Below are 19,367 nucleotides of genomic sequence, written 5' to 3'. Positions count from 1 at the left end.
ATCTTTGCACCAGAATCCGTTTCCCATAAGTCCATCTAATATCCCCATACAAAATCCCTCCCGAAATTTTCCTTTGTGTATAGTATGATAGTAGTAGCATATAAAGTAAAATATTCCTACCATATTAATGAATTAATTAAAACGACAAAAAGCCCACTCTGAAGAGCAAGAGCCAGCTTCTAGCTTTTATCTAAGAAAAAAGGTCAGTCCCACTGAGTTAATACTTTAATACAGCGGGGACTGACCCCATTGTCTATTAGACATTTTGATTTTAGCTTTATCTGCCTCAGGTGTTATACCTTTCTACTTATCTATTTAATTGTTTCACTTTTACAGGCTTTTTTTCCTTGCTTACTTTGATGATTTGTCCGATAATACTGATGGCAATTTCTTCTGATGTTTCCGAGCCAATTTCCAATCCGATTGGAGAATGGACCTGCTCCAACTGTTCTTGCGTGACCCCTTCACTTTTTAACTTTTCAAATATGCTTATGACCTTGCGTTTACTGGCTACCATCCCAGCATATGCAATCGGAAATTGCAGTGCCGTTTTTAATACAGTATCATCACAATCTTTTGTAACAATTACCACATATGACTTTTCATTTAGATTGGCTGCGAGCAAAGCCTTTCCAATATCCTCGTTCACAAAAAGGTTTGTCGCATTAGGAAAGCGTTCCTTCGTACAATAATCAACGCGATCATCGACAATGCAATAAGGATATTCGAGAAAATCTGCGAGCTTTGCCAACGCATGGCCTAAATGACCGGCCCCAGCCAGAATGAGTTCAGGCCTGCTTGTATAGACTTCAATAAAGACCCGTAACGTGCCGCCACAATTCATCTGAATTCCGTCTTTTGCATGTTTATTCAATTTATATTCAACGATTTTCGATTGGCCATTTTGGATCGCCTTTACACTGTCTTCGATCACATAGTGTTCAGCCAAGCCCCCACCGACAGTCCCTTCAATGGTACCATCACGGTAGACAATCATTTTTCCAACATGCCTGGGAGTCGAGCCCTTTGATTCAATAATCATGGCTAAAGCAAAGGTTTCGTTTTGACACGTCAGCATGGACACTTTTTCCATCAGCAGCATGAAAAGCTCCCCCCTATTTTTAAACATTAATTCGGTTGATATTGCTTCATGCTAAGAAAATAACGTAAAAGATGTAACGCAACGGTTTTTCTGTAAGCCGCAGTGGAGCGTTGATCGTCGATTGGTCTAATGATCTTATCGAAGGCTGCCACAATCGCAGCGATGTCTGCTTCGGCCAATGGAATCGTTTTTCCAACTAGCTTCTTCTCAATATCAATGGAACGAACCATCGTAGGTCCGACCGCCCCGAAGGCAAATCGAATGTCATCGATTCGATCTTTGCTTATCCGGACGAAACCCGCAAACGATACCTTCGCAATGGCATCTGCGTTGCGGTTGCCGACTTTCTCGAAAACGACATGTGAATCTTCTAATACGTACGGCAGGATAATCTCCGTTACTATTTCATTGTGAAAGCGTTCAACCCGTCGTGGACCTTGAATAAAATCGCTAATCGCAACCATGCGATCACCATTTACAGAGCGCAACAGAAGCTTTGCATTGTATACATATAATAAAGGAAGCATGTCACCGGCAGGAGAGGCGTTGCAAATATTACCGCCTAATGTTCCCCGGTTTCTAATTGCCGGGGCAGCAATTGTTTTAATTGCATTCTTTAAAGCAAAAGGAATCAAAGGATTTTCAAGTAATTCACTATAGGTACAGCAGGCCCCGATGTGGAGATCCTTATGATGTTGATACACCTGCTTTAATTCGGAAAGATGATTAATAAAAACAATCGGTTTAGGGATTTTCGGAGGTACTCCCCTTCTACTTTTGTGAAGGACCATAACATCGGTGCCCCCGGCTATGATTGAACAATCTTCTCTATTCAATTGGCTCAACGTTTCGTCTAAACTCTCGAAGCGATTCGCTGTTATTTTCTCTACCATAAGCCATCACCTTTTTTAGCTGCTAGGTTAATTCCCTCAACAATCATATTGTAGCCCGTACATCGGCACAGATTTCCGGAGATGCCTTCACGAATTTCAGCCTCTGAAGGATGAGGATTTTTAGATAACAAAGCTGCACTGGCCATAATCATCCCTGGAATGCAATACCCGCATTGCACTCCCCCGGCGATGGAATAGCTCTCATCTAAAATTTTAAATTGTTCCGTTTCAGTGATGCCTTCGATCGTATGAATATCGGCACCAGCAATCGACCCAATTGGAATAAGGCAGCTGTTTTGCAGAAGGTTATTCACAAAAACACTGCAGGCTCCGCACTCCCCTTCACCACAGCCTTCCTTTGTTCCGATTAAATCAAACTCATCTCTTAATAAATCTAGTAATCTTGCTGTAGCAGGGGCGTCAGTTTCTACCGTTCTTCCATTTAGTGTGAATTTAATCAACCCTCTTCACCTTCTTTCATCCAAAGACTTTCAATAATGACTTCCGGTGTAATCGGAATTTGCTGAAAAGAAGTTTGCAGGGCATCCTCTATCGCAGATTGGACTGCTGGTGCGCCTCCGATTAAAGTCAATTCACCTGCGCCCTTCGCCCCGTATGGACCATCAGCATAGGGGTTATTAAAGACCTTGCTTTCAATTGAAACAACATCCATTGAAGTCGGCGGTCCATAATCCGATATGCTTTTTTGTTGGATTCTACCTTGCTTTGACGTCATCTTTTCTAGATAACCGTATGCTAGCCCTTGAGCCAAACCACCGTCAATTTGGCCTTTCATAATCCGTTCATCGATGACCTTCCCAACTTCATAATTGCCGTATACTTTTTCTAACTTTATATTTCCTGTTAACGTATCAACTTCTACTTCAACGATATTAACGCCCCATGAATAAGCCGGGTAGGCATCTCCAGTGAAGGTTTTCTCGTCCCAAGGAATCATTTCACGGTGAACATAGTGCTCAACTACTTCCTGTTCCACCCCTGTTTGCCAATGATCCTTAAGTTTTTTTGCGGCTCGTTCAAGCAATTTTCCGACAATCATCGTAGTCCTGGAAGCTACGGTCGGACCCGAGTCGGGAACCTGTTTTGTGTCGGGATAAGGGTACAAAATATCTTCGAACGGGAGGTTAAGTTCTTTGGCGACAATTTTACACAACGTCGTCAAAATACCTTGTCCCATATCAGAGTTTGAGATTTTTAGTGATACCTGGTCGTCCTTTGATTTAACCAGCTTCACCGTTGCTTTAATATGATCTCTTTCGCCACTGCCTGTAAATCCACAGCCGTGGAGGAACAACGAAGTTCCTATGCCTTTTTTATAGCGCTGATTTTGTTGATTTAAGCGCTGAAAGTCTTCTTTTTTCTTTTTGTATTCTGACACGTTAAGTACGTCCTCAATCATTTCTTCCACTAATATCGGGTCGCGGAATTTACCTTTGGTGATGGTGGGGTCTCCTTGTTTGACGAGGTATTTTCGTTTATATTCAAGCGGGTCGATTTTTGCCAGTTTACTAAGATGTCCAATATGACTTTCGATTCCGGCAAAGCTTTGTGGAGCACCAAAGCCTCTGAAGGCGCCGTTCGGAACGGTATTGGTTTTTAAGACATAGCCTTTTGCATGAAAATGCGGAATTTTATAAACACCGGCACCGTTTATTAATGCGCGCTGCAGTACGACAGAGCTCAATCCCACATTTGCCCCTCCATCGAGAAAGATGTCAACACACATGCTCAAAATATTTCCTTCCTTATCAAGGGCCGTTCGATATTTAAGTTTGGCCGGATGTCTTTTCGTCGTAACCAGCATATCCTCAGAACGGTCGAACACGAGCATTACCGATTTTTTGACTGCTCTTGCGGCAACGGCTACGTGACAAGCCATCATCGAAGGATAATCTTCTTTGCCGCCAAAACCTCCGCCGGTAGGACTTTGAACAACTCTAACTTCATCGTCACCACAGGCTAATGCGCTTAGCAAAGCATTTTTTATATAATAAAGACATTGCATCGATCCCTGGACGACAATTTCATCATCCTTATAAACGGCGAGCATTCCTTGCGGCTCAAGATAGACATGCTCCTGATAACCCGTATCATATTCTTCTTCGATGATTTGATGGGCTCCCTGCTCGATAGCTGAAATGTTCTCTAAGCTTTCCCCAAATTCATAGCTTGCCAAAACTAAGGATACCGATTTTTGCTTGATCGCTTCGTCCAATGTATAGATAGCCTGATGTTCTTCAAATTCAATCTCCACTTCATTTAACAAACTGTACAGGATATCCAGGTCTTTGCCCGTGAGCATGAGAATCGGCTCACCAATATAATTGACCCACTCATTGGCAAAAATGGGCTGATCTTCTTTGATAATTTTGACATAATTCGGTCCGGGGATATGCTCTGCTCCAACAGCTTCATACCCTTCCGGAAGGTTAGGTAATTGAATGGATATGACTTTTCCATAAGCAATTGGCGATCGATACAAAACACCGTAAACCATATTTTCCAATTTCACGTCACTAATATAGGGCAACTGGCCCGATACTTTACCTTTATGGTCCTTTTTGGGCACTGAGGTGCTTATGTCTTTGAGATTCATTGCAACAACACCCTTCGACTCAATTTTTTATTGGGACATATTCTTGAATAGAAACCTCTTCCTATGATTTTATCAATGAGAATGATCTTTTATGATTCATTTCTATTCAAGATTTTTCTAGTTTTTAATTATATTTTTACTTCGCTTATCATAATCATGGCTTTTTGGTAATCCTCCGGTGTATCAACATCCATTAATACTCCCACATCTTCTACATTCAAGTATTGCTTTTCGTAACCACCAAGGACGACACGCAAGTTACTATCTGGATTGGTTTCGAGAATTTTCTGTTTCACTTCGCTTGATAATTTAATGGGGTGGCCACCTTTATAGTCAAAGCTGGGAATAACCACGTTTCCTTTGTGTTTTGCTAGTAGCTGAACAGTCTCTTTTTTAACAAGCGGACAATCTCCAGGTGTTATAAAGAAGGTTGGGGCATTTACTTCGTTGCAGCCCTTTTGAATTGAATGAAACATTCCCTGGTTAAAGTTTTCATTATAAACAAACTTGATCTGAAATGAATAGGCATTTTTACTGATGATTTTGGCAATTTCCTCTTGGATGATTTCCGCTTGAAACCCAGCTACGACAATGACCCTGCTGCATAATCCTTCAAATTTAGAAATCGTTTGCTCCAACACGCTCATTTGCCCCATCGGCAAAGTCATTTTAAATGCATTCGCTCGGCTGGAATATCCAGCAGCTAGGACGATTGCTTCCATGTTTGTCACCTTCTACCTATCTTTTTCTTAATTCTCACAATAAAAGCACAAGCGGAGTAAGGATTTGCGGTATGGACTATTAAGAGATCATTGATTGTTTATGCTATGAATTTTAATTAAAGAATCTGGATAGCGTTTTTTCTTTATATGCGTAAAAGCCTCATTATATTACTTATGGTACGCTTTTAGTGTACGCTTCTAAATGAGGTTTTTTAAACGCTCATTTAATTACATACTTAGTCCTTCGACTCTTCTGTAAGCTAAATTCCCCAACTCAAGATTATAATCCAAGTTGCCCCTGGACATGTCCACTCATCTGGGATTTATGTACAACGAGTAATTCAAGGAAAAAGGAAAAAAGAAAATCGAATTGAAAGAAGCACAACTCAATTAATTGGGTGATTAGATGAGTATCCATGTAGATAAAGAGCTAGACATTAGGGAGAAGGAGAAATTATCAAAAAGAGCGGAATAAGAAATTCAATCAGGGAGCTATGTTAACCTTGGAATTGTTATGCCTACCCTTGTTGCAAACTTTATAGAAGAAAATATACAAGAGGTCCTTCAATTTAAAAAATGGACTGCTTGGAATTGGACCCTAAAACACCTTTGATACGGAAGAAAAAATTGTTTTTTAATGACGGTCAAATCGATGACAGTGGTGCGGAGCACATCATTAATCCATATTATGAAAATAATAGATTTAGGTAGCCTTGAATTAGAGAAGAAGAGGTACACACAAAAACCAATATAGTAGAAATTTTCATGCCCCCTCAAAAACAAGCAGGAAACTTTTAAAAATGAAAATGAAACAAATATCCTTATTTTGGCAGGTGATCTCGATGGACATGGAATCGGCATAAATCTTCTCCACTTCTTTTTTCAAATGCATATCCAAGGCGTGACAGGCACCGACTCAATACCACAATTAATAGAATTTTAGATGTAACAAAAATTTAATGAGCCTCTGTATCCCCCAAATCTCTAGAGCCCTACAATCTATTTAAAACAACAAATAGGAGAGTTAATCACTATGGATAACTCTCCTATTATGGTACTTCCTTTAAAAATCAACTGCTTCACAACAACCGATAAAATTAATGTTTATTCCCAGGGCTTACTCCTAGGGCAGTGCTTGGGATGGCATCATAAACAGCAGGATCGGCGTTTTCAAGGGAACCGTCTGCTAATCCGTTAAGAACCGCTATGACTGGAACCTTTGCTGTTTTTTTAAGCATTCCGTTTTGCTTCTGACCGAGCGTTTGGGTTTGTCCCTTTATTTCAATTAACATCGTGGCTGTGCCATTTAACTGGATGGACCCAAGCCCAGAGCCTGGGTAGTTCACGGTCGGATATTTTTGAATCGCGCCGAAAGAGGAGTTTCCGAGCTGCAACGACTCATAAGCGACGGCATTGACTTTTTTGCTCAAGGTAAGGACATCCTCGTCTAACACATAGTTCTTCCCGCTGAACGGGTCTATATAAGGCTTGGTTGTAAATTGGGCAAGCAGCTGGATGGAAACTGAACGGCTGTCCTCTTCTGACAAGCGGTTAAAGCCTCGGTGATGAATGTCAATGGCAACATCAGGATTTAGTTCTTGGGTCAATTCTGTAAGTGCACGTGTTTCCGGTGAAAAGACAAGTGATGCGTTTGCTCCATTATTTGTGGCACTATTGTTTAACACTTCTGCCACTTTCTGTGGATCCTTTTTAATCTCTTCCATTATGTCAAAATCATAATTCGGATGGAAATCACGATTTAAGTCGAAACCAGGGATCCCGTAAACCACGCTTCCATCATTGTTTTGGGCTCTCTCGCTTCCTTCTGCATTGTAATACCAAGGTGCTTTTGTATCAGCTGGAAGGCCTAATTCTTTTGGATTCCATGTTTGATGAGAATACCTGGTTGGAAATGGTTTGCCCTCGTATTGGTTCGCTGTTCCATCAGGATTTAAACGTGGCACAAACCAAACACTCACCTCATCCAAAATATCATTTACTTCTTTACTGCCCGATGATAGCTGCTGCATTAACTCAACAATTGCTTCTGTGCCGAGCGGCTCATTTCCGTGAATTTGAGTATAAACAAGGACCCTCTTCTTCTTTGGATCATTGTCACCAAATTTCGCTACATATAGTGGGTACCCATCGTTGGATGTTCCAAATTGCTCAAGCCCCATCTTCCCTTTTGCTGCCTTTTCGATCTGCTTTAATTTGCTTTCCAATTGCTCATTTGACATCAGACCTGATAAGGAAAGGTTCTGTCCATCCTGTACCCAAGGACCATTTGGAGTCGTGACAGGCTCAGCAAAAGCTGTGGTTCCTACAAGAGTGGAAGCCAAAATACCACTAGTGAGAATGTACTTTAATGCTTTTTTCTTCAATCTTTTCTCCCCCTTATATCTATATAACAAGACAAATATTAGCATATTCTGACTATTTACGAAATAACATATTTGAAAATTATGAAAATTCAATCTCGAATTGAAGATAAAAGGGTATTTTGTTCTGGTGAAGAGAGTTGTCAAAGTTCCGCTTTTCTTCTTTCTCCTCTGGTAGTCTCTAAATCTTGGACACACTGATATTAGTACTCTTAAAAATGGAAGTGGTCAGTATGGAAAAGGAAAATGTATTTAAGCGGAAAGTATCAGAGCCATCTTCATAGATACGTATTTGCTTGTAATAATGTATATATATTGATATAAAAGAGGAATTACCTTAGAATAAAAACAAAGATTACCTTTTTAGGATATCGAACCCACCCACCTTTAGCAAAGAATGGAAGGGTTCAATGAAAGGCATTGTCGTTAGGAGTCTCCTTTACGGGACTTCTAACGACAATGCCTTTTTCTTTAACTAAATCTAAATATAAGAAAGATAAAACATTTCGAATAAAATGAATGAGTATTTCCGCTATTTATTTGAATAGTTTGAAACAAGTAATTTCAATGAACTAGGAGGTCCTATAAAATGGAGTTTGTTACAAGTGTAAACTCATCAGTCAATATTAAAGTAATTGGTATTGGCGGCGGAGGAAATAACGCCGTTAACCGTATGATCGAGCATGGAGTTAAAGGTGTAGAATTTATAGCTGTAAATACAGATGCACAAGCACTTAATTTATCAAAAGCAGAGGTCAAGATACAAATCGGTGCAACATTGACAAAAGGTTTAGGATCAGGGGCAAATCCAGAAGTAGGTAAACAAGCGGTTAAAGAAAGCAAAGAGCAAATCCAAGAAGCATTAAAAGGTACAGACATGGTACTCGTTACAGCCGGAATGGGCGGCGGTATAGGAACGGGTGCTGCCCCTGCTATTGCTCAAATTGCCCGTGAGCTTGATATACTAACCATTGGCGTTGTAACACTTCCGTTTGCGTTTGAGGGCAATAAGCGTGCAACACAAGCAGCAGACGGAATCGCCTCAATGAAGAAAGCAGTGGACACATTAATTGTTATTCCAAATGATCGCTTATTGGAGATTTTACATAAAAATACACCCATGCTTGATGCATTTATTGAAGCGGATAATGTTATTCGCCAAAGTATCCAAGGTATATCGGATTTAATTGCTGTACCAGGTTTAATCAACATTGATTTTGCAGACGTGAAAACAATCATGTCCAATAAAGGATCTGCCTTAATAGGCATTGGCAGAGCAACAGGTAAACATCGCGCTACGGAAGCTGCAAAGAAAGCCATTTCCAGTCCGTTACTTAACACTTCCATCGACGGAGCCCAAGGTGTGTTAATGAAACTCACAGGCGCCAATATAAGTCTTTATGAAGTACAAGAGGCAGCAAACATTGTTACTTCTGAGGCAGACTCCGAGTTAAATATGATTTTCGGTTCTGTTATTAATGAAAACTTAAAAGATGAAATTATAGTAATTATCATTGCTACTGGCTTGAATGATCCGGAGGTTCATCATTGAAAATGTCTGCCCGCCCTTCAATAACAGAAATGGAAAAACGACTGTCACAAGAGTTTTGATGCAAAATACGATTATTATAATTCACCAAGACCACTGTTAGTGAAAGTCAAATAGAAGGTATGGAGCAAGAATCATCAGAAACTCCAGAAAATGGGACATAAATAAGGTATGGAACTTGAAAACAGTACTAGATTGGTTTGTTTTCCCGCATTTTCTATTAATAGACTGCTTTCTTCCGGTATTTCATATTGAAAGGAAATGAATTGTACCTCAGGAAACATCGGAAAATGGGTTGATATGGATTCCAAAAAAATCCTTTGAGCCTATTACCCCGATTTTCATGTTGTTTCACTTTGAAAATGAAAAGTATTTTTATTATATGGCAGAATCTTATTAGCACTTAAAAAATTCACCAAAAAACCATGGTCTGAAAAGTGAAAGTCCATCTCGTCATTGTTTGCAATTTAAGAATGGGGACCTCTTCACGGAGGTCCCCAATAATGACGGCAAGGTTTCTTGTTCAACGGTATAATTCATTACGGGATATCATGTCCCATCGAGCTAGTTAAAATATTGAACCATTGCTCTTTTTCCATGCTTAGGTTTAGTGAATCAATGGCGCTGTCCAGCCGTTCTTTCTTACCCGATCCAACGATCGGAATGATTTTTGTAGGATGTCTCAATAGCCATGCATACATCACTTCATCTATTCCGTTAGCACCGATTTCTTCTTTTACGATTTCTAACGTTTTTCTTAATCGGGCAGCCTTTTCATTCGATTCCTCAAAGATGCTTCCTCCTGCAAGAGGGGACCAAGCCATAGGAGCCACGCCCGCTTGTTGACATAGGTTAACGGTTCCGTCCTCGAAGTTTTCAAGATTATATGCGGAAAGTTCCAGTTGATTCGTCACAAGGGGATATTCAAGATAAGATTGAAGCATATCCCATTGCTGTTTTTTGAAGTTCGATACGCCAAAGTTACGGACCTTTCCTGATTCTTTTAATTGATTAAATGCCTCAGCTGTTTCCGCCGGGTCCATCAGGGGATCCGGACGATGGATAAGCAATAAATCAATATAATCCGTTTTAAGATTCATAAGAGATTGTTCAACAGACTTTATTATATGGGTTTTACTAGTGTCATAATGGTGACTTTTATGAGAAGGACGGTTTTCGGATTTAAGAACTATGCCACATTTCGTAACGATCTCCATCTTATCGCGTAAAGATGGCTTTAATGAAAGTGCTTTCCCAAAAATCTCCTCACACGTATAGCTGCCATATATATCGGCGTGATCATATGTAGTGATGCCCCGATCCATTCCATGTTCAATAAGAGATAGGATTTCATCTGTAGAAAATCTCCAATCTGCCAACCTCCACATACCGTGAACAATGCGTGAAAGACTAAAATCTTCAGTTAGATTGACTCTTTGCATGTTTTTCTCCCCTTTTATACCGTGAATAATCTTGTTAATCAGTTGTTTGTTCTGTTATCCATCATGTTTATCCTTCGTTAATTTATATCAGCATCATTTGCTAGTGCCATGAACATTAGTATAATTTAAAATTCCGGAGAATCCTAATCTTGGGTGACTTAAATACCATTGCTTAGGTTCATGAATGGATTTTATGCGCAGCAACAAACTCATGTTCCGCTTCCTTTAATTTATCCTGGGCATCGCCTGATTTACCTTGTTTTTGCAAGGCGGTGGCTTCCATCGCACAGCTGCGGGCATTCCCGCTATGAAGAATTAATTGAAATGATAATGAAGGTCCTCTTTCGTTTTCGCCATATTAACATCTCTTTTAATAGTATGTTATTTTGAAATTAATTGGAGCAATAACCTTTCCCCCTTTTGAATAAGAGCCTGAAAAAACAAACAATTCTAATAAGTAAATATTATAACGTTATATTGATTATACCAACAATTTTATTGAAAATATGGTTTGTGTTACAAACTTTTATATCATAGAAGTGTAAAATCCTTGCTTCACCTAGAACGGCAAAATGAAAGCTCCCTGCCTCTTCAATTCTGTACAAGCCTATATACATTTCCCTACACATATTTGTTTAACTTCAATTAAAGGTATATGATAGATAAAAAGACTGTAGGTGGAACAACTTATTAATTCTGAAACGAGAAAACCAATAAACATTACCCTCAATCCGTACTTGAATAATAGACTCACTAAACTGGCTGAAGAAAAAAATATCCCCATCGAAAGACTGATGGATAAAGCTGTAGATTTGTTGCTTGAATACATGGAAGATTGTGAGACTGTTAGTCAGGTTAAATACAGTAATAACGAAGCAATTGAAAAGAATAAAGAAATGATTGCAAAAAGTAGAGAATTCATTAATAAAAAAACAAGCACTTAACCCCAAGGTAAAGTGTTTTTTCATACTGTAGACAAACTCGATGAAAACCGAGTTTGTCTACAGTTTTTTATGGCTTGTACAATTTGGACGTTGCTTTCCACTCCAGGCACTCGCTTTCCGCGGGCGGTCCGGGAGCCTCCTCGGCTTTCGCCCGTGGGGTCTCCCGTAGACACGCTGTTCCCGCAGGAGTCTCGAACACCCGTTCCAATCAACTTGGTTTTAACCTTTAGATAGAATCCTTTTGCCTAGAGTCTTTTTAGAAATATTAAAACTTGAGGTGGTGAGGATACTTTCTAAACATGTTTCTATCCTGCGAGATCAACTTGAAATGGATCTAAATGATGTCCCACTGCGGATTCCAAACCACTTCCCAAAGGTGTCCATCAGGGTCTTGAAAGTGTGCGGAGTATCCTCCCCAGAAAGTGTCATGTGCCGGATCGGTTACGATCGCGCCAGCTTTTTTTGCCTTTTCCAACACAATATCCACTTCCTCTTTACTACCTACATTGTGACCAAGGGTAAATTCAGTAGGACTTGCCGGAGATAGAGGAACCTTGGCCTCATGAGCTATATCCCTGCGATTCCATATGGCAAGCTTTAAGCCTTCTTGCAGGTTGAAAAAAGCAACGGCTCCATGCTCAAATTCTTTGCCCACTATTCCTTCTGTTTGAAATCCCAGGCCATCCCGATAGAATTTCAACGAATTTTCCAAATCATCCACACCTAATGTTATGACAGTAATACGTGGTTTCATGATTGACCTCCTTCTTTACTTTTACCCTCTATTGGTTACCAACGCTTTTAGTTCATACCAGATTAAAATCAATACCTTTTTTTGTCAATCTAAAAGGAATTCCTGTATAGTAGAATGATTAATTGATCAAGCTCGATATCAGGATATACTAATTCACTTTACTTAAAATGGAATGAAACCGAAAGGAAAAGAAATTATCAATGATTTCATTTATCCTCACCTTGAAACGTTTTCTAAAAGCGCTATGTTCCGCATTTAAATTGAAGAACTTCCAGGTCCTATTCGTATTGGTCCTGATTAGGTTACTTTCCGGCACAATTTTCTATGTTAAGCAGGAAGGTCTGACTGTGATTGAATCCCTTTAATTATGTGTTGTTACTCCTAGTAGGGTTGGCATCCAAGTTTTGAACCGCAGACAACATTAGGAAAAGTGTTTACAATGATTTATATTGTAGGCGGCACCGGATTATTTTTGGGCTTAATAAGTTACCTTACATACGCAATCATAAAGAAACCGGAAAACGAGAGCAACAGCAGAAAAATCTGAATGCATAGGAATGCTTAAAATAATTGGCATTCCTTTTTGATTGGTGTAAATAATCGCCGTTCAAACGACCAAGTGAAGGTTATCCCTCAAATTACTGAATTTTGAGCAAGGACCTTTATTCCTCTATTTTTCTTTTTTTGCTAATTTTTCGATTCTAGTTTCAATCGCTTCTGAAGGAACGGTTCAATTTCGCCTTCTGTTTCCCGGAGCTCCGTTTATGGAGCCTTGCTTCTGAATTGCCCATTCGTTTAGGGCTTTCCTAATTGAATCAGATTTGGCTTGGAGGTTTTGGGCAGCTTGTAAGAAAGCAAAGTCGTTTTACCTTCTCCATTCCTACCAACCAGATCAACACGATCATGGCTGTAAAGATGAAGTGAGTCAACGGAAAGAACTTCACGGTTCCCGTAACTTTTCTTTAAATCATTCGCTTTTAAAAATAACATGAAAAATCCCCCTCTATTTTTCTAGAGAGAGATCGCCTGTTACTAAATTAATATACATAAACCAAATATACCTCATCTGATTTGATAACAGATAAAGCAGTTGTATATGGATTAGTCCTTATAAACGAACAGACGAATCCCATCTCTAAACATAATCATTAAAATCTCACAAGGATATCTCAAAAGATTCTTGTTCAAATGAAATGGTGATTCACGTTACTCACCAATAAATCCGGTAAGCAAACAAAGTGACACGTATTTTTTTGAACATATCTAACCGATTACACCCATTGATATAGATTTACTGTTTATTTGATAAGATTACTGCTTCATTGTATAAGGTACCCTTTCCTTCCAATGTAATGAATGATTGCATATTATTCATATGTTTGAAAACGATTTTATTCCCTTTTTATTAATGCTCAAGGGAAAGAATTAATTGGGCTCAACATGGACATGAACATCATACACTCCATGACCTTTCATCATCACTTTCTCGACATGGGTCGCTATATCATGTGCTTCTTTAATATCCAAGGTAGAATTGACAAGGATTACAACATCAATCACTTCATTGTTCCCGTAATTTCTCCCTTTAATTTCTTTTATCCCCTTGACTCCATTGACATTTGTAATTACTTCCTTATATAGATGAATTTTATTTTCATCGAAACCGTCAGAAAGTTCATGCGAGGCTTGAATGAAAATCTCCCAGGCTGTTTTGCATATCAATAATCCGACTATGATGGCAGTAAGTGGATCCAACCAAGGCATATTTAATTGGGAACCAAAAATCCCAATAGCTGTTCCGATACTTACCCAAGCATCGGAAATATTATCTTTTGAAGCTGCCATAACGGCTTTACTATTAATTTTTATAGCAAGCTTTTTATTATATCGGTATACAAAATACATGGCTATTGCTGATAAAACACCTACATACCCAGCAATAATGTCAGGTGATTCCTTTCCACCTTCAAGCATGGATGTAACGGCATCTATTAAAACTTGTACACCAACAGCAAACATGATGAATGAAGCTACCATCGATGCAATCGTTTCACTTTTCCAATGACCATAACCATGATCTTTATCGGGGGGTCTTTGAGCTAGCCTTAAACCGATCAGTACGGCAATGGACGCGATAATATCAGTCGTGTTGTTCAAACCATCCGCTTTCAAGGCCGCTGAGTCGCTTATGTATCCTATAACAAGTTTCATGATTGATAGACAAATATAAGCAATGATACTAATGATTGCACCACGTTCGCCTAATTTGAGGTCATTATATTTTTGTTCTTCCATTCAACTTCCCCCCACAATTAAGTACCTGAATATCATACCAACTTAAAAATGGGTGGGTCTATAGCAACCTTTTTGTATCGCTTTATATAAGTAAGTGATATATAACTATGTTGCATAGGGCAAACTATCTGAAAAGAATGATATTGATGAATCCTTGACAAAATCCCCGTATGTTAATGCCGCAAAAATAATGAATCAATTGAGATTTATATCGTTTTTTCGACTGTAAAACAAAATGAAGTTCCGCTTTCGTTTGATAGCAAATCATATTTTATATGTAGTGTTTTGGCTATATCCTCAATTATTTTTAAGCCAAGCCCCTTACTTTTACTATCGATATCAAAACCAATTCCATTATCCTTGATACTGACTCCATTATTTTCAATGGTTATCACAAGTTTATCAGCCCTCGAGTGATTCAAGACATTTTGGAAAACGTTATCGAATAACCTTTGAAGCCACAAGTCATTACTTATCCATTCCAACTCACCATGTAATGGATGATATATTAATTCAATACCATGCATGTTATACAAATAGCCCCATTTTTTAACCATCATTTCTATTAAATCGTGTATATTCACTTCATCATTTAAGATATATGAATTATCTAACGTATCTGTGGATTGAATATTATATTCATTTGTTAATTCGGAAATATAATCAATTTGTTGATATAGTGATTGTAATAGTGGAACTTGATCCGTATATTGACCTTCTAAATAAAACAATTGTAATCTTATAGCTGTTAAAGGTGTATTGATGTCATGCCTTAATTTATTCAAGAGTTCCTTTTTCATTTCCTCCTGTTGTTTTAGTTCCAATTCCCGAAAGGTCGTTCTTTCTATCAATAAGTTCACAGATTTAGTTAATTTCCCGATTTCATCATTGCTTTTAATCTCTAAGATATTCGGAATCTCCTTATCACTAGCTAAATTCCTGATGGTTTCATTCAATATATTTATTTTATTTAATAGCGAGTTAATAGATTTGGAAAATAAGAAGGCTAACAATAATAATGATAAAATGAATACCCCAAGCATTGTTGGATATGCAAAAGATTGATGAAAAGGAATGTCATCGTTTTTGGTTTTAAAGGCAAAATCATAAATGACTGACATAAGGATACTGATTACCAGTAATATAAATGGCACGCTAATAACGGCGATAAATAATAATAGCTGGTATTTTTTCTTTAATTTCATTTCTTTATATAGGTATTCAATCTATACCCTTCCCCATATATATTTTGGATGATCTCACCGTTGTTATCATTGATTTTGGTTCTGACTTTTTTTATATGTACATTAATGATATTTTGATTCCTATCTTCAAGCTGCCATAAATATTCAAAGAAATGTTCTTTCGTTAAGATCCGATCCCTATTTTCATATAAATAGAAAAATAGTTTACGCTCTATCGCAGTAAAAACCACTTCATTATGCAAGTCATTATTGAATACCTTCTTATGTTCGGCATCTATATATATATGCTTTATTTGCGTGAAAGTACCATATTGATTATCCAGCAATTTCTGCATTCTTAGCAATAGCTCCCTGGGATCAAAAGGCTTAGTCATATAATCCTCACCCATTGTCAAACCTTGGAGTTTGCTTTCGATATCATTTCGGGCAGATAGAAAAATAACTGGAATATTTAATCCTAGACTTTTTACTTTCTTGGTAATTTGATAACCATCATCTCCTGGCAGCATAACATCCATAATGACTAAATCCATCTCATGGATTATATCTATAATATCTTTTCCTTCTTTCATCCAACGTACATTGTATTCTTCGCGTTGCAGAATTTTTTTCAATAAATCACCAATCATCAAGTCATCCTCAACTATTAAAATATTATATCTTTTCATCACAAAGCCTTTCTTTATTCATTTGATAAATTCCATGGCAAGATCATATATCTCATCTGGCGCATATAAATATATGCTGTGCGTCCCTTTTAGTTTTATTACATCGGCCTTTAATAGCTTCTGTGCAAAATTCTCATAATCTTCATTTTTTTGTTTTGTGTATTTAGAGTCCTTATTTTCATCGGCAATCGCATCTAAAAATAAAATGGGTGTACCTTTTGGAATCGGCAAGTTCACTGATTTTTTCCCATTACTGTAACTTTGTAAAAGCTCTTGCTCCATATCATCATTAAAAAACTGTTTATATGATAGTGCTTTATACATTTCCTTTTCATAGTCACTTAAGAATGATTGCCGAATCACTTCGGGATTATAAACAGCAGAAGGAAAAAGACGGTGCAAACCCATTTTCGTTAAAATATTCACTCCTCTTACAGTCAATGAATCTACCATGCCCATTTTATGAGTTACATATTGGTGCGGTAAACCAATATCCAAAGCAATGATTCCCTTTACTTCACTTGGGTATTTTTGTGCCCAGTAAATAGCTTCGATACCTGATATTGAGTGTGGAACCAAAAAATAAGGAGGTTTATTTCCACTTTCCATCAATGATCTCCTGCTTTGTTCCAATATTGTATCAATATCCCTACCATCGTGAAAAACATCACTGTATCCATATCCAGCTCTCTCAATGACTGCAATTTTATTTTCTTTTGCAAACTTACTATATAATCCTTTCAATTCATAAACTGGAGCCGCAATCCCGGAACCGGACATAAAAACGTATGTATCCTCACCGCTGCCTTCCGTATATACATTAATTCCTTTGTTATTAAAATCAACCGTTGTTCCTTCTCTAATTAATGATGATTCCTTTCCCTTTTGATAATTATGGTAGATAAAAACAGCTATTGCTATAAATATGATAATCGCAATGAAGATAAAAAATATATTCTTTGATACTTTCAACATTTTCCTCATAGAAAAACTCCTTTCAAGTGATACTGAAAGGATATATGTTAAAAATAAATTTCTAATTAATTTTCTTTATATATTTTTACTTTTAATGACGAGTGAATTTCATCAAAAAAAAGCTGCGCCAAAGCAGCCCTAACTATTGAAGGAAAGTGTTTACGAATGAAGTAATGGCCGCCCTCCACCATATTCCTAAGTATAAATAATATTATATGTAGGTTTAATCACTCCGTTTGGATATTGTTTCATGTCAACTAAATCCAATTTTAGACTTGGCTTAACGCTGCCGAAAAGAGGAGTGCCTTCACCGATTATGACTGGATTCACTTTCAGCACCAATTGATCAATGAGTTTATGTTTTAATAACGTTCCAGCCAATTCTCCGCCCCCGCAAAGCCATAGCTTTCCGTCACCTTGCTGCTTGAGGTTTTCGATAAATGCTACGGCATTTCCTTCGATAAGTTCTACTTCCTCATTCGATTCAAACTGAAGGGAGCTCGAGAATATATAATGTTTCAATCCCTTATAACCTGGTTCACCCGGTTTAGCTCCGAATTGAAATCCAAATTCATATGTTTTCCTTCCCATCAACACCGCTTCATATTGCTGGATATCGGATAAAAAGTCTGGGACATGATCTCCTTCAAATAAGAAAAAGGATTGATTGATATCCCCATCCAACATTGCTTGATCGGCAATGAAATTGTCCAGTGAAACAGCCACATGATATACCAATTCTGCCACTTAGTCATCCCTCCAAAAGTGATTACACATTTCACACGAACAACGAGTGTCTTATAACTTTCAGATAACCATATCCATTATTCTCTTGATATGGCCTTCATTTATTTCGACACCCACTTGCGTACATAGGCATTTATTTAGTCTAAGGAATTCTGGGATCATACGTCTCAACGTTTTTATCATTTCATTTGAATCGCGGCCACAATCCCAACTTTCCAACAGGGATAATTGCTTTTTAGCAAAAATACTTCTATTGCCTTCGATTTTTGTCCATACTCCAAAAGGCACATATACATGTACTTCCATTTCCATATACCACCCAGACACAATCAGCCATCGTATCTTATCAAGATTGGATAGTGCATATAACATTTCTCTTCCCATGACGGCTCTGTAGGTTTCATGGACAAAGGCAAGCAGCTTTCCTCTCCAATGTTCAACTTCATCCGGTGAAGGTTTATACACTTGTTTTGCGGATTCATTAATAACATGACTCAGAATATTAAAAGGATCATAAAGAACTTCAGCCTCTTTTAACCAAATGGAGGGTACAATTTCCTCAGGTGCGTGATACCAGCTATCCACTTTCACAAATGTATCATAATGAGTGACCACATACGGTGAGGAAGGATTGTAGTCTTCATGAAAGGAAACATCTCCCCAATTATTGGCTCTATCCCTTTTTCCCTTTAAAAATTCCGCTTTCCGTTTTGGAATAACAATGGTGTGTAAATCTATATCAGAATAGTTATCATGGTTTCCTTTTGCTAATGAACCGGCTATGTAAATAGCCAAAACATCAGGATCTGCTGATAAATCTTTTAATGCATTTTCCAAAAGAATAACTCGTTGTTTCGGTAATAATGCATCCCTTTCTATATGTTTGCTAACGAATCCCGCACACAAAACCATCTCCTTTTTTTGTAAAACCATCAAAGTAATATATATTCGTGCATCAAGAATAAAATCCCTTCCGAAGAATTGCCGTGTCAGTGATCTATACCGTTTCTTAGCTCCTTGTTTTCTTGGCGGATATCAAGGAACCGCTTTACCTGGCATCTATCCATGTTCTC

17 protein-coding genes and 3 pseudogenes are annotated in these 19,367 nt (G+C 38.0%); 4 read left to right on the top strand and 16 right to left on the bottom strand.

Annotated elements, in window-relative coordinates; all coding sequences use genetic code 11:
• Window positions 1-307: 307 nt before the first annotated feature.
• From JNUCC41_RS18910 to JNUCC41_RS18890, 5 genes are all read right to left on the bottom strand, one after another.
• Window positions 308-1,102 (bottom strand): XdhC family protein, encoded by a 795-nt coding sequence (locus JNUCC41_RS18910; RefSeq protein ID WP_192204326.1) that lies wholly within the window; start codon window positions 1,100-1,102, stop codon window positions 308-310.
• A gap of 26 nt (window positions 1,103-1,128) precedes the next feature.
• On the bottom strand, window positions 1,129-1,995 hold the full coding sequence (locus JNUCC41_RS18905) for an FAD binding domain-containing protein (RefSeq protein WP_192204325.1): 867 nt from the start codon (window positions 1,993-1,995) through the stop codon (window positions 1,129-1,131).
• Window positions 1,989-2,456 carry a (2Fe-2S)-binding protein gene (locus JNUCC41_RS18900; RefSeq protein ID WP_192204324.1) on the bottom strand — a complete coding sequence of 156 codons (468 nt, stop codon included), beginning with the start codon at window positions 2,454-2,456 and terminating at the stop codon, window positions 1,989-1,991. Before JNUCC41_RS18900 ends, JNUCC41_RS18905 begins: the two co-directional genes overlap by 7 nt.
• Window positions 2,453-4,612, bottom strand: a complete 2,160-nt coding sequence (locus tag JNUCC41_RS18895; protein ID WP_192204323.1) for a xanthine dehydrogenase family protein molybdopterin-binding subunit — start codon at window positions 4,610-4,612, stop codon at window positions 2,453-2,455. Before JNUCC41_RS18895 ends, JNUCC41_RS18900 begins: the two co-directional genes overlap by 4 nt.
• 128 nt (window positions 4,613-4,740) lie before the next feature.
• Window positions 4,741-5,334 carry a nucleotidyltransferase family protein gene (locus JNUCC41_RS18890; protein ID WP_192204322.1) on the bottom strand — a complete coding sequence of 198 codons (594 nt, stop codon included), beginning with the start codon at window positions 5,332-5,334 and terminating at the stop codon, window positions 4,741-4,743.
• Between the two features lie 478 nt (window positions 5,335-5,812).
• Here JNUCC41_RS18890 and JNUCC41_RS26840 point away from each other — a divergent pair.
• Window positions 5,813-5,933: pseudogene (locus JNUCC41_RS26840) on the top strand (succinyl-CoA--3-ketoacid-CoA transferase); the annotation flags it as partial.
• 498 nt (window positions 5,934-6,431) lie between these two features.
• Here the strand turns inward: JNUCC41_RS26840 and JNUCC41_RS18885 are convergent.
• Window positions 6,432-7,718, bottom strand: a complete 1,287-nt coding sequence (locus tag JNUCC41_RS18885; RefSeq protein WP_192204321.1) for a M14 family zinc carboxypeptidase — start codon at window positions 7,716-7,718, stop codon at window positions 6,432-6,434.
• A gap of 586 nt (window positions 7,719-8,304) precedes the next feature.
• Between JNUCC41_RS18885 and ftsZ the strand changes: the two are divergent.
• Window positions 8,305-9,255: pseudogene (gene ftsZ / locus JNUCC41_RS18880) on the top strand (cell division protein FtsZ); the annotation flags it as partial.
• 548 nt (window positions 9,256-9,803) lie between these two features.
• Here the strand turns inward: ftsZ and JNUCC41_RS18875 are convergent.
• Together JNUCC41_RS18875 and JNUCC41_RS18870 are read right to left on the bottom strand one after the other, a co-directional pair.
• Complete coding sequence (locus tag JNUCC41_RS18875) at window positions 9,804-10,706, bottom strand: aldo/keto reductase (protein ID WP_192204319.1); 903 nt, start codon at window positions 10,704-10,706, stop codon at window positions 9,804-9,806.
• 178 nt (window positions 10,707-10,884) lie between these two features.
• A pseudogene (locus tag JNUCC41_RS18870) lies at window positions 10,885-11,025 on the bottom strand (PTS lactose/cellobiose transporter subunit IIA); the annotation flags it as partial.
• Window positions 11,026-11,383: 358 nt separating this feature from the next.
• Between JNUCC41_RS18870 and JNUCC41_RS18865 the strand changes: the two are divergent.
• Window positions 11,384-11,650, top strand: coding sequence for a ribbon-helix-helix domain-containing protein (locus tag JNUCC41_RS18865; RefSeq protein WP_192204318.1), 267 nt, complete (start codon window positions 11,384-11,386; stop codon window positions 11,648-11,650).
• Between the two features lie 334 nt (window positions 11,651-11,984).
• Here JNUCC41_RS18865 and JNUCC41_RS18860 read toward each other — a convergent pair whose 3' ends face one another.
• Window positions 11,985-12,404: a VOC family protein gene (locus tag JNUCC41_RS18860; protein ID WP_192204317.1), complete on the bottom strand. Its 420-nt coding sequence runs from the start codon at window positions 12,402-12,404 to the stop codon at window positions 11,985-11,987.
• Window positions 12,405-12,843: 439 nt separating this feature from the next.
• On the opposite strand from JNUCC41_RS18860, the gene JNUCC41_RS27375 reads away from it, so the two are divergent.
• A complete protein-coding gene (locus JNUCC41_RS27375; protein ID WP_353618272.1) occupies window positions 12,844-12,951 on the top strand; it encodes a hypothetical protein in 108 nt (35 codons plus the stop codon).
• A gap of 248 nt (window positions 12,952-13,199) precedes the next feature.
• Here the strand turns inward: JNUCC41_RS27375 and JNUCC41_RS18855 are convergent, their stop codons facing one another.
• The 7 genes from JNUCC41_RS18855 to JNUCC41_RS18825 form a co-directional block, all read right to left on the bottom strand.
• On the bottom strand, window positions 13,200-13,394 hold the full coding sequence (locus tag JNUCC41_RS18855) for a P-loop NTPase family protein (protein ID WP_192204316.1): 195 nt from the start codon (window positions 13,392-13,394) through the stop codon (window positions 13,200-13,202).
• Window positions 13,395-13,829: 435 nt separating this feature from the next.
• Entirely contained in the window at window positions 13,830-14,699 is an 870-nt protein-coding gene (locus JNUCC41_RS18850; protein WP_192204315.1) for a cation diffusion facilitator family transporter, read from the bottom strand.
• 206 nt (window positions 14,700-14,905) lie between these two features.
• Window positions 14,906-15,904, bottom strand: coding sequence for a sensor histidine kinase (locus JNUCC41_RS18845; RefSeq protein ID WP_192204314.1), 999 nt, complete (start codon window positions 15,902-15,904; stop codon window positions 14,906-14,908).
• Window positions 15,901-16,572 carry a response regulator transcription factor gene (locus JNUCC41_RS18840; protein ID WP_192204313.1) on the bottom strand — a complete coding sequence of 224 codons (672 nt, stop codon included), beginning with the start codon at window positions 16,570-16,572 and terminating at the stop codon, window positions 15,901-15,903. Before JNUCC41_RS18840 ends, JNUCC41_RS18845 begins: the two co-directional genes overlap by 4 nt.
• 18 nt (window positions 16,573-16,590) lie before the next feature.
• Window positions 16,591-17,556, bottom strand: a complete 966-nt coding sequence (locus JNUCC41_RS18835) for an alpha/beta fold hydrolase (RefSeq protein WP_192204312.1) — start codon at window positions 17,554-17,556, stop codon at window positions 16,591-16,593.
• 186 nt (window positions 17,557-17,742) lie between these two features.
• Window positions 17,743-18,294, bottom strand: a complete 552-nt coding sequence (locus JNUCC41_RS18830) for a dihydrofolate reductase family protein (protein WP_192204311.1) — start codon at window positions 18,292-18,294, stop codon at window positions 17,743-17,745.
• A 60-nt stretch (window positions 18,295-18,354) separates the two neighbouring features.
• Window positions 18,355-19,131 carry a nucleotidyltransferase domain-containing protein gene (locus JNUCC41_RS18825; RefSeq protein ID WP_228467370.1) on the bottom strand — a complete coding sequence of 259 codons (777 nt, stop codon included), beginning with the start codon at window positions 19,129-19,131 and terminating at the stop codon, window positions 18,355-18,357.
• Window positions 19,132-19,367 lie beyond the last annotated feature (236 nt).

It is taken from the genome of Brevibacillus sp. JNUCC-41 (genome assembly GCF_014844095.1).
Lineage (GTDB): Bacteria > Bacillota > Bacilli > Bacillales > DSM-1321 > Peribacillus > Peribacillus aracenensis.
This window is presented reverse-complemented; position numbering and strand designations above follow the sequence as displayed.